Origin of the sequence: Streptomyces sp. NPDC057694, from assembly GCF_042799415.1 — a bacterium.
Taxonomy (GTDB): Bacteria; Actinomycetota; Actinomycetes; order Streptomycetales; family Streptomycetaceae; genus Streptomyces.
In genome coordinates, this window is record NZ_JBHVIX010000001.1 from 49,646 (window position 1) to 62,952 (window position 13,307).

Genomic DNA, 13,307 nt, shown 5'->3' on the forward strand with positions numbered 1-13,307 from the left:
GCGCATGCTCCGTCCTGTCTGTGCCGCCGTCGGCCCTCCGCTCCCAGCGCCTCCCCCGACCGGGCTCCGGCGCATCAGCCCACCCCTTTCGTACGAAGGAGACTGCACCCATGAGCAGACTGCGACGGTTGCTCGTCCCGGTCGCCTGCGCGGCGCTCGCCGCCGGGGCCCTGGCCGGCGGGAGCGAGGCCACTGCCGCGCCCCGCCCACCGGCGACCGACCACACGTTGCCGAAGAACAGCCGCTTCTACGTCGACCCCGAGGCGGGTGCGGCCCGGCAAGCGGCCGCCGACCTGAAGGCGGGCAAGATCGACGACGCCCTGCGGATGGCGAAACTCGCCAGCTGGCCGCAGGCGATCTGGCTCGACTACGGCACACCCGCCGAGATAAAGCAGGTCGTCGAGAAGAAGATGCGGGCGGCCAGGGCCACCGGCACCGTGCCGGTGTTCGTCCTGTACAACGTCACCGGTCGGGACTGCAGTTTCTACTCCTCCGGCGGCGCGGACAGCCCCGCGGAGTACCGCGCCTGGGTCCAGGGCGTGGCCGAAGGCATCGGCACCGACCGCGCCGTGGTCGTCGTCGAACCCGACGGGCTGGCGCTGCTGCCCGCGGACTGCCCCGAGGGCGACGCGGACGGCACCCGCACCGAGGAGCGGTACCGCAACATCCGTACCGCGGTGGATCTCATGGCCTCCCGACCCCGTACGTCCGTGTATCTCGACGGCGGCAGCAGCAACTGGCAGCCGGTCGGTGAACTGGCCGGGCGTCTGCTCAAGGCCGACCTGGCCAAGACCCAGGGCTTCGCCCTGAACGTCTCCAACTACCAGCCCACCGACCAGCTCAACCGGTACGCCACCTGGGTCTCGAAGTGCGTCTGGTACACCACGGAAGGCCCGCTGGAGGCGCGCGGCAGGACCGACACCTGCGCCAGCCAGTACTACTCACCCGACGCCCCCAACGACGGGCAGCCCGGCAACGCGGTGGACTTCTACGACCCGTCCACCTGGAAGTGGACCGACGCGTGGTTCGACCGGACCGTGGGCCGGCCCCCGGTCGAGGACCTGACGCACTACGTCCTGGACAACAGCCGGAACGGCCTCGGCGCCTGGATCCCCCCGACGGGCAAGTACACCGATGCCGAACCCTGGTGCAACGCCCCCGGGCGCGGTATCGGTGTCAGGCCCACCGCCGACACAGGCCTTCCGCTGGCGGACGCGTACCTCTACGTGAAGACCATCGGCGAGTCGGACGGCAGTTGCCGCCGGGGAACGGCGGGCCCCGTCGATCCGGAGTACGGCGTCGAGGACCCGGCGGCCGGCGCGTGGTGGCCGGAGTTCGCGCACACCCTGGCCAAGAACGCGAAGCCCGGGCTCACGTTCAACACAGGCAGGTAGCGGCGGGAACATCTTCAAGTCGTCCTGAGACGTGGGGAGTCGGCGAGTCGCCGGCTCCCCGCGGACGTAACGACGTCCCGACGTCACCGGCGTACGTGCACGCGAACGCTGAGCCTCCACGACATGCATCTGATCGAACGAGCCGCTTGGCCGCACTCGCGGGGGGCAGGTCGGGGCGGGCCGGATCAGGCCGCCCCCGGCGTATCAGGGTGGTGGGACTGATGACAGTGGCGTGCACGGATGGCGCGCGGCCGCCCTGCTCGCGCAGCGTGCGCACAGGGCGCCCACGGCCATGAGGTCGCCGGCGACGAAGGCTGTGTCCAAGTCCGTTTGCTGGTCCAGGCGTGACGCGGGAGGCCGTCGAACGGGAGACTCCCGCGTGGAACGCCACCGCCTCCAGGGTCGGGCGCCGCTCGCGGACAGCTCGGACACGACGCGCTCCTTCGAGGAAGACGGGGCGGCGGTCGATGTGTCGGGCTCGCGCCCGGGGCGGGGTTCGGTGACACCCCCGCGGAAACCGAACCCCGCGGGACCGGACGCGAGCGGCGACCCTCCTCACGTCCCGCTACCTACCGAAGACCCGTCTTCACGTCGGAATTTGGTAGCGCTCCCAAAGAATGCGTAAGCGGAGATCTGTCTGTCAAGCGAGCCATGGATCTCGGGCGAAGGGGAAGCGGCACGTACGGCAGGCGTATCCCCGACAAGACCCACAATGAGCAGCAAAGAAACCACAGTTGACACGATCCTCAAGGGCCGATGCAGGCGAGACTCTCCCCTCGCAGCCCCTTGACAAGGGTCAGGCCTCACCTCATCTTCTTGGAAGCGCTCCCAACCGGCTGGCCCTCTCTGACGCCAGATTCCGGCGGACCCCTTCCCTCTGCTGCTGTTGGAGAAGCACACCATGACCCTTGACCTGCGGTCCGCCGATCCCGGCCGCCCCCTTCCGCACGCACTCCCCGACCCCGAGATCCACGGCCTGCCCAGGGACTTCGTCTGGGGCGCCGCGACATCGGCGTACCAGATCGAAGGCGCGGTCGACATCGACGGACGCACGCCGTCGATCTGGGACACCTTCAGCCACACCCCCGGCGCCGTCGAGAACGACGACCACGGCGACGTGGCGTGCGACCACTACCACCGGATGCCCGACGACGTCCGCCTGCTCGCCGGCCTCGGCCTGGACGCCTACCGCTTCTCGCTGTCCTGGCCCCGCGTCCAGCCGGGCGGACGCGGACCGGCGAACGCCAAGGGGCTCGACTTCTACGATCGCCTGGTGGACGAGCTGCTCGCCAAGGACATCACCCCCTGGGCGACGCTCTACCACTGGGACCTGCCCCAGGAGCTGGAGGACGTCGGAGGCTGGCCCGAGCGCGACACCGCGTACCGCTTCGCCGACTACGCCGAGCTCGTCGCGGGCCGGCTAGGCGACCGGGTGCGGCACTGGATCACCCTCAACGAGCCGTTCTGCTCGGCGATCCTCGGCTACCAGATCGGCTGCCACGCCCCGGGCCGCAAGGACTTCGGGGCCGCCGTCCGCGCCGTGCACCATCTGCACCTCGGCCACGGCCTCGCTGTCCAGCGGATCCGGTCCGTCGTGCCCGCGCCGGTCCAGGCCGGCATCACCTTCAACCCGTCCCAGGTGTACGCGGCCTCCGACGCCCCCGAGAACATCGACGCCGCCCGCCGCGCGGACGGGATGGGGTTGCGCCTCTACCTCGACCCGGTGCTGCGCGGGCAGTACCCGCAGGACGTTCTCGCCGACCTGGCGCAACTCGGGGTCGACGTACCGGTCGAGGCGGGGGACCTGGACGTCATCGCCCAGCCGCTGGACTTCCTCGGGATCAACTACTACCTCAGCGACGTCGTCGCGGCCGGTGACGAACCCGGCCGGACCGTCCGGATCCCGCAGCCCGACCGCCCGGTCACCGCGATGGGCTGGGAGATCCACCCGCAGGGCCTCACCGACCTGCTGACGCGCATCAGCCGCGACTACCCCGCCCTTCCGATCTACCTCACCGAGAACGGCGCGGCCTTCGACGACTCGGCGTACGACGTGAGCGCCGAGGGGCGCATCGAGGACGTCGACCGCACCGCGTACCTGGCCGACCACCTCGCCGCCGCGGGCCGGGCCAGGGAGGCCGGAGCCGACGTACGCGGGTTCTTCGCCTGGTCGCTGATGGACAACTTCGAGTGGGCCTACGGCTACGCCAAGCGCTTCGGCATCGTCCACGTCGACTACGCGACGCAGCGCCGCACCCCGAAACAGAGCGCCCTATGGCTACGGGACGCGGCGCAGGCGACCCGCAAGCGCTAGGCCGCCCATCGACCGATCGTCACCTCGATCGCCAACTCTTGAACGCAGAGACGTCACGTTCTCCCGCGCGGGCGCACCAAGTGCCACACCAGGTGTCTTCAAGGCGCCTTTCCCTGAACGCCTTCCACATTTCGAAGTCGTTACGTGTTCGAGTCTTGACGCCCCGTCTCCACGGGCGGGAGGCTCGCCTCACGTCGAGTGGGAGCGCTTCCACACCACTGTTGACGAAGTCTGAGGAGGCTTTCCATGTCCATCGCACGAGCCGCGAGAAGGACCCTCGTCCGCCTGGGCGCTGTCGCCGTGGCCGGCACACTGCTTGCCGCCTGCGGATCGGCCTCGACCGGTGCCCAGGACAGCAACGGCAAAGTCACCCTGACCGTGGACCTGTTCGGCACGTTCGGCTTCAAGGAGGCCGGGCTCTACAAGGAGTACGAGAAGAGCCACCCGAACATCACGATCAAGCAGACCGACACCCAGGAAGAGAAGAACTACTGGAAGGCGCTCCAGACCCGCCTCGCCGGTGGCGGCGGTCTCGCCGACGTCCAGGGCATCGAGATCGGTCGCATCGCCTCGGTGGCGCAGCGGCAGAGCGACAAGTTCGAGGATCTCAACCAGTACGGGGCCGGCAAGCTGAAGGCGAACTTCACTGAGTCCAAGTGGGGTGCCGCCACCAGCAAGTCCGGCCAGGTCATGGGCCTCGGTACGGACAACGGCCCCGGGGCCATCTGCTACCGCACCGACCTGCTCAAGAAGGCCGGACTGCCCACCGACCGCGAGGAACTCGCGAAGAAGTGGTCCACCTGGGACGGCTACCTGGACCTCGGCAAGCAGTACATGAAGAACGCCCCCGCCAAGACCGCCTGGATCGACAGCGTCCGCAGCATCTACACCAACGTGGCCGGCCAGTACAAGGAGCGCTACTACGACTCCTCCGGCAAGCTCATCTACGACAAGAGCCCGGCGGTCAAGGAAGCCTGGGACCTGTCCGTCAAGGCCGAGCGAGCAGGCGTGAGCGCCAAGCTGGCCCAGTGGACCCCGCCGTGGAACCAGGCGTTCGCCGCGGGCTCCTTCGCCACCCTGCCGTGCCCGGCCTGGATGCTCGGCTACATCAAGGGCCAGGCGGGCGACGCCGGCAAGGGCAAGTGGGACATCGCCAAGATGCCCGGCGTCGCGGGCAACTGGGGCGGTTCCTACCTGTCGATCCCCAAGGCGGCCCAGCACAAGAAGGAGGCCTACGAGCTCATCCAGTGGCTGACCGCTCCGGAGCAGCAGGCCAAGCTCTTCAACAAGATCGGCAACTTCCCCTCCAGCGTGCCCGCCATCGCGAAGGTCGCGGACACCAAGGACCCGTACTTCTCGGATGCGCCCATCGGGAAGATCTTCGGTGACGCGGCCAAGGAGGCTCCGGTGCAGGTCCTCGGCGTCAACGACCAGGACATCCAGGAGCAGATCACCGCAGGGCTGTTCGAGATCGAGAAGAAGGGCACCGCGCCCGGCACGGCCTGGGAGCACGCCAAGAGGGGCATCGACAACGCCATCGGCTGATCCGGCCGAGGGGGCCGGTCTCGTCCGCACCCGCGCCCGGCCCCCGGCGCAACTCCCGGCCGGCGCTCCCCCGGCCCCCTCGGGAATCCGCCCGCAAACGCGGCCGCCACCGCGCCCCCGTACCCGCCCTCCCGCCGAGGCCCCCGGCCTCCCTGTCCCCCTAAGGGCCGCCCCGTGACCCTCACCGCTCCCGCGCCGCCGGCCGCGCCGGCGCGCAGTCCCGAGCTCCCGCCAGGGCGCCGGGTCTGGCGCTCCGTCTCGCCGTACACCTACATAGCCCCGTTCTTCGTCCTGTTCGGAGCCTTCGGCCTCTTCCCGCTGATCTACACCGCGTTCATCTCGCTGTACCGCATCGAGCTCCAGACCCCCGGCGACATGGAATGGCGCGGCTTCGGCAACTACACCGCCATCTTCACGGACCCGTTCTTCTGGGGCGCCCTGCGCAACACCTTCACCCTCGGCGTGCTGTCCACCGTCCCACAGCTGATGATCGCTCTGGGACTCGCGCACCTGCTCAACTACAAGCTCCGCGGCCGCACCTTCTTCCGCACCATGATGCTCATGCCGTACGCCACCTCGGTGGCCGCCGCGACACTGGTCTTCGCCCAGCTCTTCGGCCACGACTTCGGGCTGATCAACTACGTCATCGGGCTCGTCGGCCTGGGCCCGGTCGACTGGCAGACGGGGACGCTCGCCTCGCAGACCGCCATCTCCTGCATCGTCGTGTGGCGCTGGACCGGCTACAACGCGCTGATCTTCCTCGCCGGCATGCAGTCCATCCCGAGCGACCTGTACGAAGCGGCGGAGATGGACGGCGCCTCCCGCTGGCGGCAGTTCCTGCACGTGACGCTGCCGGGCCTGCGCCCCACCATCGTCTTCTCCGTCATCATGTCGACCATCGGCGCCACTCAACTCTTCGGCGAGCCGCTCCTGTTCGAGGGAAATCCCGGCGGCGGCATCACGCACCAGTACCAGACGCTCGGTCTGTACATGTACGAGCAGGGCTGGTCCTTCTTCCACCTGGGCCGGGCCGCGGCCATCGCCTGGGTGATGTTCCTGCTCATCCTGGTGCTCGTCGGGGTCAACGCCCTGCTCGCACGACGACGCGTGGCCAAGGAGGCCGGCCGGTGACCACCACTCTCGCCGATCCGCAGACAGCGAGCCGCGTGCGGCCGTCCTCGCCACCCACACCCCGGCCTCGCCGGCTCGGGCGCGGCGCAGGACGAACCATGCACGGCAGCCGCCCCACCTACGCGTTCCTGATCCTGGCGGTGCTGGTCTCCGCCTTCCCCTTCTACTACACGATCGTGGCGGCCAGCCGCTCCAACGCCGACATCGCGAAGTCCCCACCTACCCTGCTCCCCGGACCGAACCTGCTGCACAACGTGCAACTCGCCCTGGAGCAGGCCGACATCGGCAAGGCGCTGCTCAACTCCCTGATCGTGTCCGGGTCCATCACCGTGGGCACCGTGCTGTGCTCCACCCTCGCAGGGTTCGCCTTCGCCAAGTTGCGCTTCAAGGGCCGTAACGGACTGCTGGCGTTCACCGTCGGCACCATGATGATCCCGCCGCAGCTCGGTGTGATCCCTCTGTTCATGGTGATCGCGAAGCTGGAGTGGGCCAATCAGTTGCAGGCGGTGATCCTGCCGAGCCTGGTCTCCGCCTTCGGGGTGTTCTTCATGCGGCAGTACATCGCCCAGTCGCTGCCTGACGAACTCATCGAGGCCGCACGTGTCGACGGCGCCTCCACGTCCCGAATCTTCTGGACCATCGTCATCCCCATCGCGCGCCCCGCCATGGCGGTCCTCGGGCTCCTCACCTTCATGACAGCCTGGAACGACTTCTTCTGGCCGATCATCGCGCTCTCCTCTCAGGAGCCCACCGTGCAGGTCGCCCTGCGGCAGCTCGGCGGCGGTTACGTCCAGGACCAGTCCGTCGTCATGGCGGGAACCCTGCTGGGCACCCTCCCCGTCCTGGTGGTCTTCGGCCTGCTCGGCAGGCAGATCGTCGGCGGCATCATGCAGGGCGCGGTGAAGGGATGAATCCACCCGCGCCAGGGCGTGTGCCACGCGCTCCAACCCCGTATCCAGCTGCGGCGGGCCGCCCATGAACGGTGGTGCGCGGCGGCCCGCCTGCGGCAAGCAACCGGCGCCTCCTCGCTACGGCTCCGGTGGCCGACGGTTGGCGGCCGCGCACCACTCACACCTTCCCGTTCACGCCTTCCCACGCACACCTTCCCGTTCACGTCTTCCGGTACGGTTCCTGACGATGCGTCACGTGCTGGCGCGTCGCACCACATGGGTGGGAAGGATCAGCGGGCTGGGGGCGCGGCCGGCGATGACCCCGACGAGCATGCGGACCATTTCCCGCCCCAGGTCCCTGATGGGCTGGTGGACGGTGGTGAGCGCGGGCTCGACGCTCTGTGCGACAGCGAGGTCGTCGAACCCGACCACGGCGACGTCCCCGGGTACCGAACGGCCCGCCTTGCGCAGCGCGCGCAACGCGCCCGCCGCCATGTTGTCGTTGGCCGCGAACACCCCGTCGAGGTCCGGATGCGCTTGGAGCAGCCGGTTCATGGCGGCCTCTCCCCCCATTTCGGAGAAGTCTGCCTGCTCGGGCGGGCGGGGCGTCAGGCCGGCGAGCACCATGGCCTCCCGGTAACCGCGGCAGCGGGAGTCGCCGACCCCGGTGTCCAGCGGGCCGCAGATCGTCACCACGCGGCTGCGTCCGTGCACGAGGAGGTGCTCGGTCGCATTGCGCGCGCCGCCGACGTTGTCGATGTCGACGTACCAGCGCGGCTCGAAGTCCATCGGGCGGCCGCCGAAGACGACCGGCAGCGGGGTCTCCTTGGCGAGCCGGGCCAGCGGGTCGTCCTCGTTCAGTGCCATCAGCATGACCCCGTCGACGGCACGGGAGCGCACCAGTTGTTCGACCCGCTCCCGGCCGCGCGGGGTGGCGGCCAGACACAGCATCATGTGCAGGTCGGCTTCTTCCAGGGCACCGGACACTCCGACCATGACCTGCGCGAAGAACGGGTCGGCCAGGACTCCCGGGTCGTCTCGCGCGATGACCAGCGCGGCGGCACCCGCCTGCCGCGTGGCCAGGGCGCGGGCCTTCGGATTGGGAACGAAGCCGAGCTTTCTGATCGCCCGCTCGACGGCCTCCCGCTTGGCCTGGCTGACGTGCGGTGCACCGTTGATCACCCGGGAGGCCACCGTTCGCGAAACACCCGCCTGCGCGGCCACATCGTCGAGCGTGGCATGCCGCTGCGGCAGTTCCTCAGTCATGGACGTGGGCCTTCCCTCACTTGATTATGGAAGCCCTTCCATTGTGACCTGCGAACGCCGCGCACCGAGCCAAAAGCCGCCCCGTGCTTCACTCACTGGTCCGGAACCTGATCCTGACCTGGTCCTGGTCCTGTCGGTCAGCTGTGGTGCTGCACCCACACCACCAGCAGACGACCTACAGGGATGGCGGCCAAGACTGCGAGCAGGCGGGCCGCCCCGATGGCTGTCTCCCCATGCGCGGGATGGTCCCACGCCCGTCCCCGTCATGAGTCGGCGCTCGTTCTGGATCACCTGCCGCTGTAGACGGGAAACACGCTGTGCTTCCCGTAGTCCACGTCGCGCAGGCCCCGCAAGGCGTCCATGTCATCGCCGGCGATCTCAAAGTCGATCTCGGCGTTGGAACGCATGTGTGCGGGGTTCGCCGTCTTGGGCAGCGACACCGCGCCCAGCTGCAGGGTGTAGCGGATGCACAGCTGCGGGACGGAGACTCCGTACTTCTCTGCCATCGCCTGGACCTCGGCGTTGTCGAGGATCGCTCCGTGTGCGATCGGCGAGTACGCCTCGACGAGGATCTGCTGACGCTCGCAGTAGTTCAGCAGCTCTGAGGGGGTGTTACCGGCGTGAACGAGCAGTTGATTGACGTGCGGCACCACAGTCGCGCCTTGCAGGATGCTTTCCACGTCCTGCTGCTGGAAGTTGGACACTCCGATGGAGCGGATCTTGCCGGCCTGATGCGCTTCTTCGAGTGCGCGCCATGCTTCGCGGTTGCCCTCGGCGTAGTCGCCGCCGCGGAAGTCGTTCCACGGCTGCGGGCTGTGGATGAGCATGAGGTCGATGTACTCGAGGCCGAGTGTCGCCAGTGATCCGTCGATCGCGTCGGCCGCCTGGTCGTGGTCCTTGATCTCGGCCGCGAGTTTGGTCGAGACGAACAGCTCGTCGCGAGGCACGCCTGCGGTGCGTACCCCCTCGCCGACGCCGCGCTCATTGCCGTAGGCCTGGGCGGTGTCGATGTTGCGGTAGCCGATGTCCACGGCTGCGCGAACCGCTTCGGCCGCTTTGTCGTCGTCGATGAACCAGGTGCCGAGCCCCAGCTTGGGGATCTCGACGCCGTTGGACAGCTCGTACTTCTCGTCCAGGATGGTCATGCGTGTGCTCCGTTCTCGCGCAGCTCGCCGTACGCCTCGTCGGTGACGGGCTCGAGCCATTCGTTGCTGACGTCCTCGCCCGGGGTGATGAAGGCGACGTGGGAGAACCACGAGTCGGCCTTCGCGCCGTGCCAGTGCTTCGTGCCCGCCGGAACGCGGACCACCGTTCCCGGCTCCATGCTGACGGGGTCCTCACCGTGCGCCTGGTACCAGCCGCTGCCGGCCGTGCACAGCAGGATCTGGTCACCGCCGCCGTTCGTGCCGTGGTGGATGTGCCAGTTGTTGCGGCATCCCGGCTCGAAGGAGACGTTGCTGACGGGCACGCTGCCCGAGGCAAGCGGAGCCAGGTAGCTCTGGCCTATGAAGTAGGGCGCGAAGGCTTCGTTCTTCTCCCCCAGCGGGAAGATCTGATCGAATTCGTGGACAGCCATTTTTGTTCTTTCCTTCAATTTCAGTGCGTCCTGCTGGGCAGGACGCACGCTGCGGCAGCAGCGCTCAGCGATTGACCAAGGCCATGTGCTCGGCGTTGTAGCGATCGCCGCTGACACCGACCCGCTGAGCCAGGCCGTCGAGGCCCGCGACCTCGTCCGCGGACAGCGCGACAGCCGTCGCGGCGTTGTTCTCCTGGATGCGTGCCGTGCGGCGAGTGCCGGGGATCGGCACGATCCATGGCTGCTGCGCGAGCAGCCATGCCAGGGCGACCTGGCCCGGCGTCGCGCCCTTCACCTGGGCGAGCTGCCGCACGTGGTCGACGAGCGCCTGGTTCGCGGCCAGGTTCTGGGCTGTGAAGCGCGGGACCCGATGGCGGATGTCCCCGTCGGCGAAGGTCGTGGAGGTGTCGATGGTGCCGGTGAGGAAGCCCTTGCCCAGGGGGCTGAACGGCACGAACCCGATGCCGAGCTCGCCGAGCACGGGCAGTACCTCGGCCTCGGGGTCCCGTGTCCACAGTGAGTACTCGCTCTGAACCGCGGTCACGGGGTGGACGGCGTGTGCGGCGCGGATGGTGGCGGCCGAGGCCTCGGAGAGCCCGAAGTGCCTGACCTTTCCCTCGGCGATCAGCTCGCCGACCGTGCCTGCGACGTCCTCGATCGGCACGTCGGGGTCGACGCGATGCTGGTAGAACAGATCGATCGCCTCGGTACGGAGTCGCTTCAGGGACTGCTCCGCAACGCGGCGGATCTGCTCGGGACGGCTGTCGAGGCCGACGCTCCTGCCGTCTTGGATGTCCCATCCGAATTTGGTGGCGATCACGGCCTGGTCGCGGATCGGCTCGAGCGCCTCGCCGACCAGTTCCTCGTTCACGTAGGGCCCGTAGACCTCGGCGGTGTCGAAGAAGGTCACTCCCTCGTCGACCGCGGAGCGCAGCACCGCGATCATGTCGTCGCGGCCGCCGGGGTTGCGGCCGTAGCTCTGGGACATGCCCATCGCGCCGAGCCCGATCGCGGAGACCTCCAGGCCCTGTCCGAGTGTTCTGGTGTGCATGGTCATCCTTCTTGGATCGTCGGGTGCCCGGTGCGGGGCGGTCCTGCGGGGGACGTCGCGGCGAGGCTCGCGAGGAGCTGCAGGCGTTCCTGGCTGGGCGAGCCGGGCTCGGCGGTGTAGATGAGGAAGGACAGCCCGGGCTCTGCGGTCAGCTCCATCCCCTCGTAGGTCAGCGTGAGGTCGCCGACCTCGTGGTGGTGGAATTCCTTGGTGCCCGACCCGTGGCGGCGCACATTGTGTGCTCCCCACCGGGTGCGGAAGGCGTCGCTGCACGTGGACAGCTCACCGACCAGGTCGTGCAGCTGCTTGTCCCGGGGATCCCTGCCGGCTTCGGTGCGCAGAATCGAGACAGTGACGTCCGCTGCCGCCTCCCAATTCGGGTAGAACGCCCTGGCCCGTTCGTCGAGGAAGCAGTAACGCGCCAAGTTCCCTTCTCCGGGGCCGTCGAACACCTCGTCGTAGAAGGCCCGCCCGAGGACGTTGGTGGCCAGAACGTCCATCCGTCCGTTGCGCACGAACGCGGGCCCGAGGGCGATGGCTTCCAGCGCACGGATCAGGCTGTCCCTGGGCACCCACTTCTTCGCCCTGCTCCGGCGCACGGGCCTGGCCCCACCGTTGGCTGCCTTCGCGAGGTCGAAGAGGTGCTCGCGCTCGGCGTCGTCCAGCCGCAGCGCCCGGGCGATCGACTCCAGGACGGCGTCGGAGACGCCGGCCAGGTGGCCGCGCTCGATCTTGGCGTAGTACTCCGGGCTCACGTCCGCGAGCATCGCCACCTCACCGCGGCGCAGGCCCGCCACTCTCCGGTGTCCGGAGACCGGCAGTCCAGCCTGCTCGGGAGTGAGGTTCGCTCGACGGGACATGAGGAACTCCCGTGCTTCGTTCCTGGCGTCCATGCCTTCCACGCTAAGGCGCGAAGCCCTGGTGAGGGATGCCCTGCCAGTACGCCCCTCACCAGGGACTCCCTCCCCGGCATGGGCGGCGATGTCATTGGCATGGCACATATACAGATCGGTCGACGGACGCCGCCGCAGGTAGGGAGAGATCATGACTGAGTACACAGAGACCGGTTGGTCCGGCGGGAAGAACGCCTTCGGAGACTTCGCCCCGGGGATGGTCCATTACACCGACCGGGTTCTCTTCGACGAGGTCTGGGAGCGCGAGGGGCTGTCCAAGCGCGACCGCAGTCTCGTCACCATCTCCGCCCTGACGGCACTCGGGAAGATGGACCAGCTGCAATTCCACCTCGACTTCGCCCGCCAGAACGGCGTCACCGACGAGGAACTGCAGGAGGCCCTGCTGCATCTGGCGTTCTACTCCGGCTGGCCCAACGGCATGGGAGCGACGAGCGTGCTGAAAAGGATCGTCGAGCAGGAGGACTGAGTCTTGCCGGGCGGACCCGACACCGTCTCTCGGTACCCGCTATCAATTTCGCTGAGCGAGTCGACGGGTTGCCTCCTGCGCTCTTGCCGAGCGGCGTAAGCGGTGGAGCTACGGCGTTGGCCAGCAGCCCCTGCGCGGAGGCGATGTCGACCGCGCTGGCGGCGGACTCACGGGTCGGCCAGAGCGAAAAGCTGCGGGTCACAGTCCTGCAGCCGACAGGCGGCCCGCAGCGTGGCCCTGCCAGGAGCCATACCGGTGCCCGCATTCCGCGCCTTCACGGACGGCTAATGCCGGATGCGGCCGGCCCCGCGGGGCGCGAGGCCGGCCGTGTGGAGGGGGTCAGGCGAGGGGGTGCAGCCAGTGGGCCTCCAGTTCTCCCTCGACCAGGCCCGCGATGGCGGCGAAGTACGTTTGCATGAACGGCTGCGAAACGTGCGCCAGCAGGTGGGCGCCGGAGGACCAGCGCTCGTAGAAGGCGAAGGCGCCCGGCTGGTCCGGCGTGGTGTGGACCACGTACTGCTCGCATCCGTCCTCCTTGCGGGTGACGCCGATGATCGCCTGGATCTCGCCCAGCATCCGGTCCTCCTCGCCCGCCTTGGCCCGGGCGTATCCATAGACCGCGACCGGCGCGTCCGAGGCGAGGACGGCGGCGGGGATGAGGCCGTCGGGTGTGGTGTCGTCAGTGCTCATGAGGTGCTGCTCCGTCGTGATCGGTTCTGCCGGTGTTGATGGCCGGCTGCCAGAGTGTAAAAGTTGACGT

12 protein-coding genes are annotated in these 13,307 nt (G+C 68.6%); 6 read left to right on the forward strand and 6 right to left on the reverse strand.

Annotated elements, in window-relative coordinates; all coding sequences use genetic code 11:
* Nucleotides 1-110: 110 nt before the first annotated feature.
* The 5 genes from ACFVDP_RS00255 to ACFVDP_RS00275 all read left to right on the forward strand — a co-directional run bounded on the left by ACFVDP_RS00255 (nt 111) and on the right by ACFVDP_RS00275 (nt 7,295).
* Entirely contained in the window at nt 111-1,394 is a 1,284-nt protein-coding gene (locus tag ACFVDP_RS00255; RefSeq protein WP_383480761.1) for a glycoside hydrolase family 6 protein, read from the forward strand.
* A 901-nt stretch (nt 1,395-2,295) separates the two neighbouring features.
* On the forward strand, nt 2,296-3,708 hold the full coding sequence (locus tag ACFVDP_RS00260) for a GH1 family beta-glucosidase (RefSeq protein ID WP_383480764.1): 1,413 nt from the start codon (nt 2,296-2,298) through the stop codon (nt 3,706-3,708).
* Between the two features lie 246 nt (nt 3,709-3,954).
* Nucleotides 3,955-5,253 (forward strand): extracellular solute-binding protein, encoded by a 1,299-nt coding sequence (locus ACFVDP_RS00265; protein WP_383480767.1) that lies wholly within the window; start codon nt 3,955-3,957, stop codon nt 5,251-5,253.
* Between the two features lie 174 nt (nt 5,254-5,427).
* Entirely contained in the window at nt 5,428-6,384 is a 957-nt protein-coding gene (locus ACFVDP_RS00270) for a carbohydrate ABC transporter permease (RefSeq protein WP_383480770.1), read from the forward strand.
* Between the two features lie 98 nt (nt 6,385-6,482).
* Nucleotides 6,483-7,295, forward strand: a complete 813-nt coding sequence (locus ACFVDP_RS00275; RefSeq protein ID WP_383480773.1) for a carbohydrate ABC transporter permease — start codon at nt 6,483-6,485, stop codon at nt 7,293-7,295.
* 231 nt (nt 7,296-7,526) lie between these two features.
* On the opposite strand, the gene ACFVDP_RS00280 is transcribed toward ACFVDP_RS00275, so the two are convergent.
* From ACFVDP_RS00280 to ACFVDP_RS00300, 5 genes are all read right to left on the reverse strand, one after another.
* A complete protein-coding gene (locus ACFVDP_RS00280; protein WP_383480776.1) occupies nt 7,527-8,540 on the reverse strand; it encodes a LacI family DNA-binding transcriptional regulator in 1,014 nt (337 codons plus the stop codon).
* Nucleotides 8,541-8,827: 287 nt separating this feature from the next.
* Complete coding sequence (locus ACFVDP_RS00285) at nt 8,828-9,685, reverse strand: aldo/keto reductase (protein WP_383480779.1); 858 nt, start codon at nt 9,683-9,685, stop codon at nt 8,828-8,830.
* Nucleotides 9,682-10,116 (reverse strand): cupin domain-containing protein, encoded by a 435-nt coding sequence (locus ACFVDP_RS00290; protein ID WP_383480782.1) that lies wholly within the window; start codon nt 10,114-10,116, stop codon nt 9,682-9,684. The genes ACFVDP_RS00285 and ACFVDP_RS00290 overlap by 4 nt, the downstream gene beginning before the upstream one ends.
* 64 nt (nt 10,117-10,180) lie before the next feature.
* Nucleotides 10,181-11,167 carry an aldo/keto reductase gene (locus ACFVDP_RS00295; protein WP_383480785.1) on the reverse strand — a complete coding sequence of 329 codons (987 nt, stop codon included), beginning with the start codon at nt 11,165-11,167 and terminating at the stop codon, nt 10,181-10,183.
* A gap of 2 nt (nt 11,168-11,169) precedes the next feature.
* Entirely contained in the window at nt 11,170-12,060 is an 891-nt protein-coding gene (locus ACFVDP_RS00300; protein WP_383480788.1) for a helix-turn-helix transcriptional regulator, read from the reverse strand.
* A 151-nt stretch (nt 12,061-12,211) separates the two neighbouring features.
* Here ACFVDP_RS00300 and ACFVDP_RS00305 point away from each other — a divergent pair, with 151 nt between their 5' ends.
* The gene (locus ACFVDP_RS00305) at nt 12,212-12,547 is read left to right on the forward strand and encodes a carboxymuconolactone decarboxylase family protein (RefSeq protein ID WP_383480791.1); all 336 of its coding nucleotides are present in this window, start codon (nt 12,212-12,214) and stop codon (nt 12,545-12,547) included.
* Between the two features lie 339 nt (nt 12,548-12,886).
* On the opposite strand, the gene ACFVDP_RS00310 is transcribed toward ACFVDP_RS00305, so the two are convergent.
* The gene (locus ACFVDP_RS00310; protein ID WP_383480794.1) at nt 12,887-13,237 is read right to left on the reverse strand and encodes a putative quinol monooxygenase; all 351 of its coding nucleotides are present in this window, start codon (nt 13,235-13,237) and stop codon (nt 12,887-12,889) included.
* Nucleotides 13,238-13,307: the final 70 nt, after the last annotated feature.